Genomic DNA, 15,506 nt, shown 5'->3' on the forward strand with positions numbered 1-15,506 from the left:
CCGCCGGGGGGCCTCAGCGGTCCATCAGCGCGAAGATCCCCCAGCCGAGGTACTCCCGCTGGTAGCGGACGTACCGGGCCGGCTCCGCGGTGAGTTCGGCCCGCATCGCCGGGGCCATCGCGTCGTCCGGGTTGCGGTCCAGCCAGCGCCGGGTGGTGAGCCACTGCGCCGCCCGGTAGCGGTCGAAGCTGTCCTGGTCGGCGAGTACCATCTCCACCACGTCCAGCCCCAGTGCCGCGAACTGCTCGATCAGCTCCGGCAGCGGCAGGAAGTCGTCCCTGTGGTGGGCGTGGCTGCCCTCGACCGCTTCCTGGTCCGGCGGCTCCTTGCGCCAGTACGGCTCGCCGATCAGCATCAGGCCGCCGGGACGGAGGCTGCGCCGCAACAGCCCGACCGTGCCGGGCACGCCGTCGCCGATCCAGGTCGCGCCGACGCACGCGGCCAGGTCGACCGGCTCCGCCGAGACATGGCCGACCGCGTCGCCGTGGACGAACTCGACCTGCCCGGTGACGCCCAGTTCGACGGCGCGGGCGCGGGCCTGCTCGGTGAAGACCGTGCTGATGTCCACTCCGGTCCCGGTGATCAGGTGGTCGCGTGCCCAGGTGCACAGCATTTCGCCGGATCCGCTGGCGAGGTCGAGCGCCCGGGTGCCGGGAGCCAGGCCGAGGGCCCGGCCGAGCACGGCCAGCTTCTCGGCAGTGATCGGGTTGTGGATGCGGTGGCCGCTCTCGCGGATGGTGAACTTACGTGGAAGGTCCACTTCTGGGGTTCCTCCGAGTCGACGGGGTCATGGCAGCGGTGGCGGGCGGCCGGCCGTGGTCGGCCGCGCTTGCCTGGACCGTCATCAGAAGCACCTCATCGGGGAGATCGGGGAGGACATCGGGGGAGTGACCGGAGCGGTCCCCGCGACGCTAGGACGGCTGGACCCGCCATGTCCAACAGTTTTCGCGGCTTACCCTGAGAGCGCTCTCGGGCCTAGGGTCCGGACTGCTCCGACGACGACGCGAACCGCATGGTGGTGGGGAAGTGCAGATGCCGACGACCGGGCTCAGGCCCACGATCTATGACGTCGCGCGTGCGGCCGGGGTGTCCCGGGCGACGGCCTCCCGGGTGATCAACAACGCCCCGGGCGCGTCCGGGCCGCTGCGCGAACGGGTCCACGCCGCCGTTGCCGAGCTGGGGTACCAGCCCAACTCGGCCGCCCGAGCCCTGGCCTCCGGTCGGCAGCGTGCCGTCGACGTCATCGCGGTGACCAACGGCCCCGACGTCGGATGGCTCGGTACCCACCCGTACTTCAGCCGGGTTCTGGCCGGCATCATGCCCGTGCTCGAAGGCGTCGACGCGCAACTGCGCCTGCACGTGGTGCCGCACGGGACCGCCGCCGACGCGATCGGGGAGATCGCGGCGCAGGCGACGCTCGGAGCGGTGCTCGCCGACGCCACCCCGGAGTTGGCCACCCGGTTCCACCGGCGCTGCCGCCGGGTGGTGTCGATGGTGCCCACGGCCGGCTCCGTGCCGGGCATGGAGGCCGACAACGTCGGCGGCGCGTACGCCGCGGTCGCCGAACTCCACCGGCTCGGCCGCCGTCGGATCGCCGCCGTCCACGGGCCCGCCGGCAACCCCTGCGCGATCGACCGGCGCACCGGCTGCCTGCGCGCCCTCGACGACCTGGGCCTGACCGCGTTGGCCGGGCTGACCGCCGACGGCGACTTCTACCGCGAGGGCGGTCACGCCGCCGCGCTGCGCCTGCTCGAACAGGACCCCGCCCTCGATGCGATGTTCGTCGCCTGCGACCTGATGGCGGCCGGAGCCGTCCAGGCCGTCACCGCCACCGGCCGACGGGTGCCCGAGGACGTCAGCATCATCGGCTTCGACGACAGCATCGCCGCCGTGTGCAGCAATCCGCCGCTGACCACGATGCGGCTGCCGGTCGAGGAGATGGCCGCGACCGCGACCCGGCTCCTCCTGGACGGCACCCCGGCCTCCGGCCACCGGCAGCGCTTCCCGGTCGAGCTGGTCACCCGCCAGACCACTCAGACCACTCAGACCACTCAGAACTGAACGGCGGTCAGGGAAAAAGCATGTCGGCGCTCCGGTTCGTCCTCGCGTCCCCGCTGTACCGGGGCGCCACCGTGGCCCTGTTCCTGTCCGGTCTCGGGGCGTCGGCGGCGGCTCCGCAGATCGCCTCGTTCCTGGTGAACGACCTCGGCGGCTCGCTCACCGCGGCTGGACTCTTCTATCTCACCAGCCTGACCGCGCCGGTGGCGGGCTACCTGGTCGGGTCACGGTCGGACCGGGTCGGCGGACGGCTCGGCCTGTTCCGGGTCTGCGCGGTCGCCGGGTTCCTCGGTTGGGCGGCGATCGGACTGTCGACGCGACTGTGGATGCCGTACGTGATCAGCGCCGTGGTACTCGGCTTCGCCGGCGCCGCCACCTCGCAGCTGTTCGCCGCGATCCACGACGAGACGGCCGCGCACCCCGGCGAGGGAGGTGACGGAGTCGTCGCTGTGGTCCGGATGGCCCTGACCGGCGGCTGGGTGATCGGCCCGGCCGCCGGATCGTTCCTGGCCGCGGAGACCTCGCTGCGCACGATGCTGCTGGCCACAGCGGGATGCACGTTGGCGCAGCTGCTCCCACTGGGCACCCTCCGCCCCCCGGCCACGGCAGCCGTGTCCACGCCCACGGCCACGGCCACGCCTACGGCCACGCCCACGGCCAAGGCCACGCCAACGCCCACGCCAACGCCCTCGGCCACGCCCACGCCCTCGGCCACGCCTACGGCCTCGGCCACGCCTACGCCTACGGCCACGCCAACGCCCACGCCTACGGCCACGGCCACGCCCTCGGCCGAGGAGACGCCGGAGCAGCCCACGCAGCCCGCCTCGCCCGCGCGATCCGGATCACTCGCGCAGCCCGCGCCGCAGCCTGAACCCCTCGCGCCGGGCCCCGCGCAACCCGCGCCGCACCCCGCACCCGCGCCGCGCCCCGCACCCGCGCCGCGCCCCGCACCCACGCCCCGCCCCGCACCCCCGGCGCGCCCCGCACCCCCGCCGCACCCCACACCCCCGGCGCGCCCCGCGCCGCCCGCGCCGCCCGCGCCGCCCGCGCCGCCCGCGCCGCCCGCGCCGCCCGCGCCGCCCGCGCCGCCCGCGCCCCCCGCGCAGCGGACGATGCTGCCGCTGCTCTCCTTCACCGCGCTCTACGTCCTCGTCTACGCCGGGGAGCCGATCAAGTACGCCTACCTCCCCCTCTACATGAACCGCCAACTCGGCTTCCCCGCAGGCCTCAGCGGCGCGATCATCGGCATACAGCCGCTGGTCGAGATCATCCTGATGCCGCTGGCCGTGATCGTGGCCCGCAGGACCGGGATGATGCGGCTGATGGTCGTCGGTGCGGGGTTCGGCGTCGCCGCCAACGTCTGCTTCGCCACCACCGGCACCGCCGCCGGACTGTTCGCCGGTCAGATCCTGATGGGCGGCGTGTGGGGGGTCTTCGCCGCACTCGGGATCATCGTGGCGCAGCGGCTGCTCCCCACCGCCGTGGCCACCGCGTCCGCGGTGTTCCTCAGCTCGTCCGCGCTGGCCTCCGCGCTGGGCGGGGCCGCCGGAGGCATCGGGTCGGCTGCGATCGGGCTGCCTCGCGTCTTTCTCTTCCCGGCGCTGCTCGGATGCCTCGCCGTCCTCGGTCTGGCCGCCATGTCCCGTCTGACTGACGTGAGTTGACGGCGAGTTGAGGGCGAGTTAATTCGACCGACCTCGGACAAGAGTATTGACGCCCCCTCAGAAGCAGTTGAGTATCGGGAGCGCTCCCAGTCGTCCGACCCAGTGTCACGTGGCTTGGGCGCCACGTGTACGCGCGCAGTGATCGCACAAAATGGGAGCGCTCCCAACCCCAAGGAGGCCCGATATGTCCCAACCCCTGTCCCGGAGACGGTTCGCCACCGCAGTCGGCGGCGCGCTGATGGCAGTGGCCGCCACCCCCACGCTCAGCAGAGCCGCCGCCGCCAAGTCCGCCACGTCCACCGACGTCGCCAAGGCCGCCGCGGCGAGCACGGACGCGTACACCCAGCAGTTCCTGACCCAGTACAACAAGATCAAGAGCGCCGCGAACGGCTACTTCAGTCCGAACGGAATCCCCTACCACTCGGTAGAGACGCTGATCGTCGAGGCCCCGGACTACGGGCACCAGACCACCTCCGAGGCGTTCAGCTTCTGGATGTGGCTGGAGGCCACCTACGGCCGGGTGACCGGCGACTGGACCGCCTTCAACAACGCCTGGGCCACCGCCGAGCACTACCTGATCCCCTCGCACGCCGACCAGCCGAGCAACAGCTCGTACAACCCGTCCGCCCCCGCGACCTACGCGCCCGAGTGGCCGGACCCGAGCGACTACCCCAGCCCGCTGAACACCGCGGTTCCGGTCGGCCAGGACCCGCTGGCCTCCGAGCTGACCTCGACCTACGGCACCGCCGACATCTACGGCATGCACTGGCTGATGGACGTCGACAACAAGTACGGCTACGGCAACACCCCCGGCACCGGCGCCGAGGCCGGGCCCACCGCGGCCGGACCCTCCTTCATCAACAGCTACCAGCGCGGCTCGCAGGAGTCGGTCTGGGAGACCATCCCGCAGCCGACCACCGACCTGTTCGCGTACGGCGGCCCCAACGGCTACCTCGACCTGTTCGTCAAGGACAGCAGCTACTCCAAGCAGTGGAAGTACACCAACGCCCCGGACGCCGACTCCCGTGCGGTCCAGGCCGCGTACTGGGCCTATCGCTGGGCCTCGGCCCAGGGCGCGCAGGGGCAGGTCGCCGCCTCGGTGGCGAAGGCCGCGAAGATGGGCGACTACCTGCGGTACTCGCTGTTCGACAAGTACTTCAAGCAGATCGGCAACTGCACCAGCGCCACCGGCTGCGCGGCCGGCAGCGGACGCGGCTCCGAGCACCGGCTGCTGTCCTGGTACTACGCCTGGGGCGGCGCGGAGCCGGGCGGCGGCTGGGCCTGGCGGATCGGCGACGGTGCCTCGCACCAGGGCTACCAGAACCCGCTGGCGGTCTGGGCGATGTCGTCCGTGGCGGCGCTCACCCCGCAGTCGCCGACCGCGCAGAGCGACTGGAGCGGAAGCCTCAACCGGCAGTTGGAGTTCTACCGCTGGCTGCAGTCCGCCGAGGGCGCCATCGCCGGCGGCTGCACCAACAGCTGGGAGGGCCAGTACGGCACCCCGCCGGCCGGTACCTCGACCTTCTACGGCATGGCCTACGACTGGGAGCCGGTCTACCACGACCCGCCCAGCAACAACTGGTTCGGCTTCCAGGCCTGGTCGATGGAGCGGGTCGCCGAGTACTACTACGTCACCGGCGACACCACCGCGAAGGCGATCGTGTCCAAGTGGGTCGCCTGGGCCTCGGCGAACACCACGGTCACCGCCAGCACCTTCAAGATCCCGTCCACGCTCGGCTGGACCGGCCAGCCGGACACCTGGAACCCGACCACCCCGGGCACCAACGCCGGTCTGCACGTCTCGATCGTCGACTACAGCAATGACGTCGGCGTCGCCGCCGCCTACGCCAAGACGCTGATGTACTACTCCGCCAAGTCCGGTGACACTGCGTCAGGCGCGTTGGCGAAGAGTCTGCTCGACGTGATGGCCACCTTCGCCGACAGCAAGGGCATCGCGGTCCCGGAGACCAGGACCGACTACAGCCGCTTCAACGACACCGTGTACGTGCCGTCCGGCTGGTCCGGGAAGATGCCCAACGGCGACCCGATCGCGCCCGGGGCGACCTTCCTGTCCATCCGCTCCTGGTACAAGAACGACCCGGACTGGCCGAAGGTGCAGGCCTATCTGAGCGGCGGCTCCGCGCCGTCCTTCACCTACCACCGGTTCTGGGCGCAGGCGGACATCGCCATGGCCTACGCGGTCTACGGCGAGCTGTTCGCCGGGGGCGGCAGCACCGGCGGCGACACCACCCCGCCGTCGGCGCCGACCGGCCTGACGGTGACCGCGACGACCAGCAGCAGCGTGTCGCTGTCCTGGACGGCGTCGACCGACAACGTCGGGGTGACCGGCTACGACGTCTACCGGGGCGCGGTGCTGGCGGGGGTGGTGACCGCCACCGCGTTCACCGACACCGGGCTGACCGCGTCCACCGTGTACAGCTACACGGTGAAGGCGACCGACGCGGCCGGGAACCTCTCGGCGGCCTCCAGCGCGGTGTCCGGGACCACCCTCGCCTCCTCCGGCGGCGGCACCGGGACCGGGACGCTCAAGGTGCAGTACAAGAACAACGACTCGTCGCCGCAGGACAACCAGATCAAGCCCGGCCTGCAACTGGTCAACACCGGGACCAGCGCGGTGAGCCTGGCGACGGTGACCCTGCGCTACTGGTTCACCGCCGACGGCGGCGCGTCCACGTTCAGCACCTGGTGCGACTACGCGCAGTTGGGGTCGTCCAACATCACCGAGAAGGTGGTGACGATGACCACGGCGAAGACCGGGGCGGACCACTACCTGGAGGTCGGCTTCACCTCGGGCGCGGGCAGCCTGGCGGCCGGGGCCTCCTCCGGCGACATCCAGTGCCGGTTCAACAAGACCGACTGGTCCAACTTCAACGAGACCAACGACTACAGCTACGGCACCAACACCTCCTACACCGACTGGACCAAGGTGACCGTGTACGTCAACGGCACGCTCGCCTACGGCACCGAGCCCTGACCTGACTCGCGGCCTCCGGGTGCGGGGCCAAACCCCCGCACCCGGAGGCCGTCGTCAATAAGCGAATTGAGTGTCAGTCAGGAATCGAGTCCCAGGTAGGAATCGAGCCCCGAGGAGCGAGAGCAATGACCGTCCTCTCCAGGCGCTGGGGCAGCCCCGCCCTGGCGTTCGCCCTGGTCGCGGCGTCCGCCGCGGCGGTGGTCACGCTGGGCGCGACCAGCGCGCCGGCCGACACCGGGGCCGCCTGCAGCGCCGTCTACAGCATCGGCTGGCAGACGCCGACCGACAGCCCGCCGGACTTCGGCGCCACCGTCACCATCACCGACAACGCCTCGTACCCGATCAGCAGTTGGTCGGCGAGCTGGACCTACGGCGCGGGCCAGACCGTCATCGCCGGGAGCCCGTACAGCGCGATCGTGACCCAGAACGGCTCGACCGTCACCGCGACCCCGGCCGGCAGCTACAACGCCACGCTGGCGCCGGGGGCGAGCACCACCTGGGGCTTCCACGGGACCTGGAACGGCAGCTCCAACCCTGTTCCCACGATCAGCTGTTCGGGGCCAAGCGAGGGTTCCGCGCAGGCGGTGCTCTCCGGGCCGCTGGACCCGCTGGGGGTCAACACCGCTTCCTGGGACAGCAACTTCGTCGACCCGGCCATCGCCACCGACCTCTCGGCGGCGAACATCGGGCTGATCCGCTACCCCGGCGGCTCCTGGGCGGACCAGTACGCCTGGCAGAGCAACAGCGTCGCCGGGGCCGTCCAGCCGGTTGACTACGCTCAGTTCTCCAGCCAGGTCGACAAGGTGACGAACGGTCAGAAGCTGGTCACGGTCAACTACGGCTCGGACACCCCGCAGAGCGCGGCGGCCTGGGTCGCCCAGGCGAAGGCCACCGCCGGGCAGGGCGCGACGCTCTGGGAGATCGGCAACGAGGAGTACGGCTCCTGGGAGACCGACAACCACGCGGCGCCGCACACCGCCGCCTCGTACGCGAGCAACGCGCTGCCCTACATGCAGGCGATGAAGGCAGCCGACCCGGCCGCGAAGATCTGCTACGACTACGCGATGGACGGCGGCCTCGCGCCCGGCTCCGGCGCCACGGACTGGCAGAACTGGAACGACACCGTCCTGCAGGCGGACTCGGCCGACATCGACTGCGCCGACGTGCACTGGTACCCGGTGAACGGCACCCCGACCGAGAGCGTCCAGTCGATCATGGAGTTGGTGGACAACATCCCCGCCGCGGCGGCCGAGATCCACACCGCCCTGGCCGCCCACGACCCCACCGCGGACTTCATCGTCGGCGAGACCAACATCTCGCAGACCGCGAACGAGTGGAACGAGGAGCCGGTCGGCGCGCTGTTCGCCGCCGCGAACAACCTGGAGTGGCTCGCCAACGGAGCCCAGAGCGTGGACTGGTGGGACGTCCACAACTACGGCACGCCGACCGCCGACTTCGGCATGTTCTCCTCCGGCAGCGGCGGCGAGCCCGCCGTGGACACCCCCTACGCCCCTTACTACGGCTACGCGTTGGCAGCGAAGCTCGCGGTGAAGGGGGCGAAGGTGGGCACGCTGGCGGTGTCCACGCCCAACATCTACAGCTACTACTCGGACCTGCCGGACGGCTCCTACGCGGTGATGCTGGTCAACGCCGACCCCGGCAGCGGCTACACCGTGAACACCGCCGCCCTGGGGATCACCGGGTCGGCGGAGACCGAGTACACCTACGACAAGGCCGACCCGTCCATCGTCACCGGCAGCCTGACCGGCGCCTCGGTCACGCTCCCGGCGGAGTCGGTCGTGGTCCTCACGAACGCGACCGGAGCCCCGCCGTCGGCGACCCCGACCCCGACCCCGACTCCGACGGTCACGGCGAGCCCGACGCCCACCCCGACCCCCACCCCGACGCCGAGCGCCACCGCGACCGCGAGCCCCACGCCCACGCCCACCGCGACCGCGACTGCCACCGGGACCGGCGGTTGCCAGCTGACCTGGTCGGTGACCAATGCCTGGAGCGGCGGATTCCAGCTCGGCTTCACCGTGAAGAACACCGGCCCGACGACCACGACCGGCTGGAACAGCGTCTTCACCTGGCCGGGCTCACAGACCGTCAGCCAGATCTGGAGCGCCACCGAGACCCAGTCCGGCGCCACGGTCAAGGTCGCCAACGAGTCCTACGACGGCGCGCTGCCGCCCGGCGGCTCAACCACCTTCGGCCTGCTGGGCACTGGCGCCACCCCCACCTCCCTCCCCGACGCCACCTGCACCACACACTGAGAAGCGGGGCGGGTGGGGCAAGGTACACCTACGGAAGCGGTGAATTGCAGAGTTCTGCAATTCACCGCTTCCGTAGCGGATCAGTCGCCTACCGTCACTGGCATGGCGAACACAGACATCGCGTTGAAGGAAGCAATGATGATCGAGGGCGCGCTCGGCGTCGCCCTGGTCGACGTGAACAGCGGGATGGCGCTCGGGGTCATGGGCGGCGGCAAGGAGTTGGATCTGGGGGTCGCCGCGGCCGGAAACACCGATCTGGTGCGGGCCAAGCTGCGGGTGATGGAGATGCTGGGTCTGCAGGGCACCATCGAGGACATCCTGACCACCCTCACCAGTCAGTACCACGTGATCCGTCCGCTGACCGCGCAGAGCGGCGCGGGCCTGTTCCTCTACCTGGTGCTGGACCGCAGGCGTGCCAACCTGGCGCTGGCCCGACGTCAGCTGCAGATGGTCGAGGCCGGGCTCGACTTGTGACCCAGCCCCCGCTCTACCAGGTCAAGGCCGAGTTCTTCCGGATGCTCGGCCACCCGGTCCGGATTCGGGTCCTGGAACTGCTGCAGGACGGGCCGCTGACGGTCCGTGACCTGCTGGACGAGATCGGCGTCGAGCCGTCCAATCTGTCGCAGCAGCTCGCGGTGCTGCGGCGCTCGGGCATCGTGGTCTCCTCCCGCCAGGGCTCCGGCGTCTGCTACGCGCTGGCCGGAGCCGACGTCAAGGACCTGCTGCGGGCGGCCCGGCAGATCCTCACCGTGATGCTCGCCGAACGCGGCGAGGTACTGGAGCAACTACGCCAGGCACAACGTGAGGACCCACACCCGGTCGGCTGACACCCGGCCGGTGCGCGCTACTGCCCGTGGCCCCGGCGCGCGAGATGGACGGTGATGTCGGCGGCCAACTCGACCGTCTCCGGCAGGACCTGCGTGATCTGGCTGAACACCTGCTCCCGCGCCGAGGCCGGCAGTACCAGATAGGCCGAGACGGTCGACAGATGGCCGATGTAGTCGCCAGCACTCATCGTCAAGCGCCGTTCGACCACGGACTGTTGGACATCGGTGAACCACTCCGAGCGTTGCAGCTCCGTACCCGGCCACTGCATCGCGTGCTCCGGGGGCGTCCCGTCCGGGGACGGGATGTCGTCACTGTCCAGGAACGGCGCCCGTGCCGCGCGGACGGCTTCCGCCACGGCCGGGTCGGCCAGCTGGACCGGCCCGCCGAACGAGGCGAACACGCCGCCCGGCTCCAGCAGCGCGGCCATGCGTGACCAGCGTCCCTCCGGGTCGGTCCAGTGCAGTGCCGCTGCCGCATAGACCAGCCCGTACCGCTCGCCCGGTCGCAGGTCCTCGAACGCGGCCCGCACCGTCCTGACGTGTGCGGGCACCTGCTTGCGCAGCTCGGCGAGCATGGATCCGTCGGGCTCGGTCGCGGTGACCGTGGTCCCTGGCCGGGCGAACAAGCGGGTCGCCTTGCCCGTCCCGGCGCCGATCTCAAGGGCGGTCCGAATCGGACGGCCTGCGTAGGCCGTCACCGTGTCGAAGAGTTCCACCGGATACCCCGGCCGGAACCGTTCGTATGCTTCCGCTATCGTTCCGAAGCTCAGTGCACGAGTGGACATGCCGAATATCGTGACACGGGCGGGGCTCAGCCGTCGGGTCGCCCCAGCGCCGCTGCCTTGCGCAGCAGTACCGCTCGTTCGCGGGCGTTGCCGCAGAGCCGGGCGGCCAGCTCCAGTTCGGTGCGGGCCTCGGTGGTTCGGCCGAGTCGGGACAGCAGTTCGCCGCGCACGCTGGGGAGCAGGTGCGAGCCGGAGAGCCGGTCGGTGGCGACCAGCTCGTCCACGATGGCCAGTGCCTGCCCCGGGCCGCTCGCCATCGCCACGGCGACGGCCCGGTTGAGCTCGACCACGGGCGATGGTGCCACCCGTCCCAGCGCCTCGTAGAGCAGCACCACCCGCTCCCAGTCGGTCTCCGGCACCGAGGGCGCTGAGGCGTGGCAGGCGGCGATCGCCGCCTGCAGCCCGTACGGGCCGAGGCCGCGGCCGACCGTCGCGGCGCGGCCGAGCGCGGCCAGGCCGCGACGGATCGCCGACCTGTCCCACAGCCGGCGGTCCTGGTCCTCCAGCAGCACCGCCTCGCCGTCGGGCCCGGTCCGGGCCGGGAAGCGCGCGGCGGTGAGCTCGCACAGCGCGAGCAGCCCGAACACCTCGGGCTCCGCGGGCTGCAGCGCGGCCAGCGTCCGGGCCAGCCGGATCGCCTCGTAGGCGAGGTCCGGGCGCAGCAGGTGGCCGCCCGACGTCGCAGTGGAACCCTCGGTGAAGATCACATACAGCACGCTGAGCACCCCGCCCAGCCGCGCGCCCCGCTCCTCCGCGGGCGGCAGCTCGAACGGGACGCCCGCCGCGGCGATGGTCTTCTTCGCCCGGGTGATCCGGGCCTGGACCGTCGGCACCGGCACCAGGAACGCCCGCGCGATCTGATCGCTGGTCAGACCGGCCACCGCGCGCAGCGTCAGCGCCACCCGGGACTCGGGCGAGAGCACCGGATGGCAGGCGATGAAGACCAGGGCAAGGACGTCGTCGTCGACCCGGTCGGGATCCCACGGCAGCTCGTCCGACCGTCCGGGCTGCGCCACCGCGCCCGCGTTGGCCTCGCCCTCGGCGAGTTGTCCGGCCAGCGCGGCGTAGCGGCGGTCCAGCGCCGACCGGCGGCGGAAGCCGTCGATGGCCCGCCGCCGTGCGGTCGCCAGCAGCCAGCCCACCGGGTCGGCCGGGGCGCCGTCCCGGGACCAGGCGACCAGCGCCTCGGCCACCGCCTCCTGGGCGACGTCCTCGGCGAGTTCGAAGTCCCGGGTGTAGCGGGCCAGCGCGCTGACGATCCGGGCGGACTCCATCCGCCAGACGGCCTCGACGGCCCGCCGGGCAGACTCGCTGCTCGGCGGGCCGTCAGCGGGGGTGGGCATCAGAGCTGGCCGGTCTGCTCGCGCCAGGCCCGCTCCTTGGTGATCCACTCGTTGTCCTGCGGGAACTCGTCGATGCTCGGCACCCGGCGGATCTCGCACTTGGAGCCGGTGACCGCGGGGAGCCGCTTGGCCCACTCGACCGCCTCCTCCTTGGAGGCGACGTCGATCAGGTAGAAGCCGCCGAACAGCTCCTTGGTCTCGCCGTAGGGACCGTCGGTGACCACCGGGGTCTCCGCGTCGAAGTCCACCACCACGCCCTGGGACGGGTCGTCCAGACCCTCGGCGGCGACCAGCACTCCGGCCCGGATCAGCTCCTCGTTGAAGCGTCCGACCGTTTCCAGCATCTGCTCGAACGGGGTCTCCATCATCTTCGCCATGGACTCGTCCGTGCCACGCATGATCAGCATGTACTTCGCCATCGTGGTTCTCCTCGTCATCACTGCCGGGGTCGTCGTTCGACCCTCTCACTACCAAGGTCGAACGGGACGGCCGCGGATCGACACGGCGTCGGCGGAGAATGTCGCCGGAGATTTCAGACCCACTGCCGGAAGGCGGCGTCCATCCCGTCGACGAGCCGGGTGAAGCTGCCGTCGACCGACTGCGGGAGGCCGAAGCCGCCGGCCGCCTCCAGGCTGGTGAAGCCGTGCAGCACGGCGCGCAGGCTGCGGATCGCGTCGGTGGCGTCGTCGCCCTCGATGCCGTAGCCCTTGAGCACCGAGGCCAGGACGGTGACCGCGCCGAGCCCGGCCGCGGCGTGCTCGGCGTCGCCGGGGGCGGGGGCGCGGACGCCCGCGGCGGCCAGGCCCGGGTGCGCGGCGGCGAAGTCGCGGTAGGCGGCGGCCACGGCGTGCAGCGCGTCCCGTCCGGCCAGGCCCGCGGCGGCCATCGCCATCGCCGCGGTGAGGTCCTGGACCGCCTGCACGGCGAGGTCGCGCCGGACTGCGTCGAGGCTGTCGATGTGCTTGTAGAGGCCGGGCAGCGACACCCCGCAGCGCTTGGCGACGGCGGCCAGGGTCAGCCGTTCGAGCCCGGTCTCGTCGGCGACGGCGGCGGCCTCGGCGATGATGCGCGGACGGGTCAGGCCGGGGCGCGGCATCCCGCCGTCACCGGCCCTTGCGGGCGAGGGCCAGGCCGGTGCCGGTGGCCCAGAGCATCAGCAGCGGCAGCGAGAGGTAGGCGAACAGGGCCAGTCCGTCCTGCAGCAGCAGGTAGCCGACGCCGGACGCGGTAATGGTCGCGGCCAGCGCGTAGTCGGGGTGGCGCAGCCAGCGGGCCGGCAGTCCGGTCCTGGCCAGGGCGGCGGCGCCGAGGGCGAGCACGGCCAGCACGAGCATCTTCACGCCGTCCATCCTATTGACCAGTTCGAACAGCAGCTGCGCCCGGCCGGTGCCGCCGCCGTGCGCCGCGTCGGGCACCGCGGAGAGCACCAGCAGCAGGCCGAGCAGGCACTGGACGGCGGAGATCGCCGCGGCGGCGAGCGCGCCGACGGCGACCGTCCGGGTGGCGCGGATCCGGCCGTCCCGTCGCGCGGCGGCGGCCAGGGCCAGCCCGATCACCGCGAGGCCCGCAGCGGGCAGGCCCTCGGAGAGGACGTACTGCGCCGCGCCGGCGGCCCCGTGGCCCAGGTAGGCGGCGGCGACCTGGGCGCCGGTGGCGTCGGCGGCGAGGTTCCCGGGGCCGACCGACAGCGCGGCGACCCAGGAGAGCGAGTAGCCGACGCCGACGAGGGCGGGCAGCGACAGCAGGCCGCGACGGCGGGTGCGCGGGTCGGTGGCGCGGGTGGCGGATGCGGTGGCTGCGGTGGCTGTGATCAGCGTGGTCATGGCGGTGGGCTCCCCGGTCGGGTTGGTTAATGTCACTAGCCATAAGTTATCCCTATTAACCGACGAGCGCAAGGGCTGCCGCTGCCCCGACCCTGGCGCTTGCCGTGTGGTTTGAATCGTTGTTCAGTGCGGCTCCTGTGCTTCTCGGCTTCCCTTGACGGCCGGGCCGGGCCGGGCTACATTGCCCGTGCATGAAACGATTCATTTAATGGATGACAGGGAAATCCCATGACGGATCTGTCCGCGGTGAAGGCGGCGCTGAAGGCCCAGGAGATCGAGACTCCCTCCTGGGGTTACGGCAACTCGGGTACCCGGTTCAAGGTTTTCGCCCAGGAGGGCGTGCCCCGCGACCCGTTCGAGAAGCTGGAGGACGCGGCCCAGGTGCACGCCGCGACCGGCGTGGCGCCGCGGGTGTCGCTGCACATCCCGTGGGACACCGTCGACGACTACGCCGCGCTGGCGGCGTTCGCCGCGGACCGCGGCCTGGTGCTGGGCGCGGTGAACTCCAACACCTTCCAGGACGACGACTACCGGCTCGGCAGCGTCGCCCACCCCGACCCCAAGGTCCGCCGCAAGGCGGTGGACCACCTGCTGCGCTGCGTCGACATCATGGACGCCACCGGCTCGCGGGACCTCAAGCTGTGGTTCGCCGACGGCACCAACTACCCCGGCCAGGACGACATCAGCGGGCGGCAGGACCGGCTGGCCGAGGCACTGGACGAGGTCTACGCCCGGCTCGGCGAGGACCAGCGGATGGTGCTGGAGTACAAGCTGTTCGAGCCCGCCTTCTACACCACCGACGTGCCGGACTGGGGCACCTCCTACGCCCACTGCCTGCGGCTCGGCCCCAAGGCCAAGGTGGTGGTGGACACCGGGCACCACGCGCCCGGCACCAACATCGAGTTCATCGTCGCGTTCCTGCTGCGCGAGGACAAGCTCGGCGCGTTCGACTTCAACTCCCGCTTCTACGCCGACGACGACCTGATGGCGGGCGCGGCGGACCCGTTCCAGCTGTTCCGGATCCTGCACGAGGTGGTCAGGAACGGCGGCTTCGCGCCGGAGCGGGGCGTGGCGTTCATGCTCGACCAGTGCCACAACATCGAGGCGAAGATACCGGCGGTGATCCGCTCGGTGATGAACGTTCAGGAGGCCACGGCGAAGGCGCTGCTGGTCGACTCGGCCGCGTTGGCTGCTGCGCAGCAGGCCGGGGACGTGCTGGGGGCGAACGCGGTGCTGATGGACGCCTACAACACGGATGTGCGGCCGCTGCTGCGGGAGGTCCGGGAGGAGCAGGGGCTGAACCCGGACCCGGTCGCCGGGTATGCCGCGAGCGGCTGGCAGCAGCGGATCGTCGCCGAAAGGGTCGGCGGCGCGCAGGCCGGCTGGGGCGCGTAGCGGCGGGGCCGCAGAGGTGAGCGGGTTGGCGGAGGTGATCGGGGCGGTGGGGGAGCCTCGGCGGGGGAGCGGGGCGGCGGGGGCGGGGGGAGCCGCGGCGGGCTCGCGTCGCGACGCCCGTCACGGAGCGCCGGGGCGCACCCTGCCTGCGGCGCCTGCGGCGCCTGCGGCGGGCCTGTTGGGCCCGGTGAGCCCGGTGAATGCCGCACTCGCCCTCCGGGCCCTGCCCGGTGACCCTGACCTCGCCCGCCGCGCGGTGCCCCCGCCACCCACCGACGCTCGCCGCCCGGAGGGCGATCCGGGCCCGTCCCGTCCTGCACCGCCGTGACACCGGCCCTTC

At 71.9% G+C, this 15,506-nt stretch carries 13 protein-coding genes; 7 read left to right on the top strand and 6 right to left on the bottom strand.

The features are described 5' to 3' along the window. Positions 1 to 13: 13 nt before the first annotated feature. A complete protein-coding gene (locus ACEZDE_RS15450) occupies positions 14 to 760 on the bottom strand; it encodes an SAM-dependent methyltransferase (RefSeq protein WP_380536733.1) in 747 nt (248 codons plus the stop codon). Positions 761 to 1,032: 272 nt separating this feature from the next. Between ACEZDE_RS15450 and ACEZDE_RS15455 the strand changes: the two genes are divergently transcribed. The 6 genes from ACEZDE_RS15455 (at position 1,033) to ACEZDE_RS15480 (ending at position 9,820) form a co-directional block, all read left to right on the top strand. Beyond that, entirely contained in the window at positions 1,033 to 2,061 is a 1,029-nt protein-coding gene (locus tag ACEZDE_RS15455) for a LacI family DNA-binding transcriptional regulator (protein WP_380536734.1), read from the top strand. A 20-nt stretch (positions 2,062 to 2,081) separates the two neighbouring features. Continuing rightward, a complete protein-coding gene (locus ACEZDE_RS15460; protein ID WP_380536735.1) occupies positions 2,082 to 3,722 on the top strand; it encodes an MFS transporter in 1,641 nt (546 codons plus the stop codon). A 184-nt stretch (positions 3,723 to 3,906) separates the two neighbouring features. Further along, complete coding sequence (locus tag ACEZDE_RS15465) at positions 3,907 to 6,717, top strand: glycoside hydrolase family 48 protein (RefSeq protein WP_380536736.1); 2,811 nt, start codon at positions 3,907 to 3,909, stop codon at positions 6,715 to 6,717. A 125-nt stretch (positions 6,718 to 6,842) separates the two neighbouring features. Beyond that, positions 6,843 to 8,993, top strand: a complete 2,151-nt coding sequence (locus ACEZDE_RS15470) for a cellulose binding domain-containing protein (RefSeq protein WP_380536738.1) — start codon at positions 6,843 to 6,845, stop codon at positions 8,991 to 8,993. A gap of 102 nt (positions 8,994 to 9,095) precedes the next feature. After that, the gene (locus ACEZDE_RS15475) at positions 9,096 to 9,467 is read left to right on the top strand and encodes a hypothetical protein (protein ID WP_380536739.1); all 372 of its coding nucleotides are present in this window, start codon (positions 9,096 to 9,098) and stop codon (positions 9,465 to 9,467) included. Between the two features lie 41 nt (positions 9,468 to 9,508). Further along, the gene (locus ACEZDE_RS15480) at positions 9,509 to 9,820 is read left to right on the top strand and encodes an ArsR/SmtB family transcription factor (protein ID WP_380536930.1); all 312 of its coding nucleotides are present in this window, start codon (positions 9,509 to 9,511) and stop codon (positions 9,818 to 9,820) included. 17 nt (positions 9,821 to 9,837) lie between these two features. Here the strand turns inward: ACEZDE_RS15480 and ACEZDE_RS15485 are convergent, their stop codons facing one another. The 5 genes from ACEZDE_RS15485 to ACEZDE_RS15505 all read right to left on the bottom strand — a co-directional run bounded on the left by ACEZDE_RS15485 (position 9,838) and on the right by ACEZDE_RS15505 (position 13,771). Beyond that, entirely contained in the window at positions 9,838 to 10,605 is a 768-nt protein-coding gene (locus ACEZDE_RS15485; protein ID WP_380536740.1) for a class I SAM-dependent methyltransferase, read from the bottom strand. Between the two features lie 26 nt (positions 10,606 to 10,631). Then, positions 10,632 to 11,948, bottom strand: coding sequence for an RNA polymerase sigma factor (locus ACEZDE_RS15490; protein ID WP_380536742.1), 1,317 nt, complete (start codon positions 11,946 to 11,948; stop codon positions 10,632 to 10,634). Next, complete coding sequence (locus tag ACEZDE_RS15495) at positions 11,948 to 12,367, bottom strand: YciI family protein (RefSeq protein ID WP_380536743.1); 420 nt, start codon at positions 12,365 to 12,367, stop codon at positions 11,948 to 11,950. Before ACEZDE_RS15495 ends, ACEZDE_RS15490 begins: the two co-directional genes overlap by 1 nt. Positions 12,368 to 12,480: 113 nt before the next feature. After that, on the bottom strand, positions 12,481 to 13,044 hold the full coding sequence (locus tag ACEZDE_RS15500) for a TetR/AcrR family transcriptional regulator (protein ID WP_380536744.1): 564 nt from the start codon (positions 13,042 to 13,044) through the stop codon (positions 12,481 to 12,483). A gap of 7 nt (positions 13,045 to 13,051) precedes the next feature. Then, positions 13,052 to 13,771, bottom strand: a complete 720-nt coding sequence (locus ACEZDE_RS15505; RefSeq protein WP_380536745.1) for a hypothetical protein — start codon at positions 13,769 to 13,771, stop codon at positions 13,052 to 13,054. 228 nt (positions 13,772 to 13,999) lie between these two features. Between ACEZDE_RS15505 and rhaI the strand changes: the two genes are divergently transcribed. Next, positions 14,000 to 15,166: an L-rhamnose isomerase gene (gene rhaI, locus ACEZDE_RS15510; RefSeq protein WP_380536747.1), complete on the top strand. Its 1,167-nt coding sequence runs from the start codon at positions 14,000 to 14,002 to the stop codon at positions 15,164 to 15,166. Positions 15,167 to 15,506 lie beyond the last annotated feature (340 nt).

The sequence above is a fragment of the Streptacidiphilus cavernicola genome (genome assembly GCF_042510955.1).
Classification (GTDB): domain Bacteria; phylum Actinomycetota; class Actinomycetes; order Streptomycetales; family Streptomycetaceae; genus Streptacidiphilus; species Streptacidiphilus cavernicola.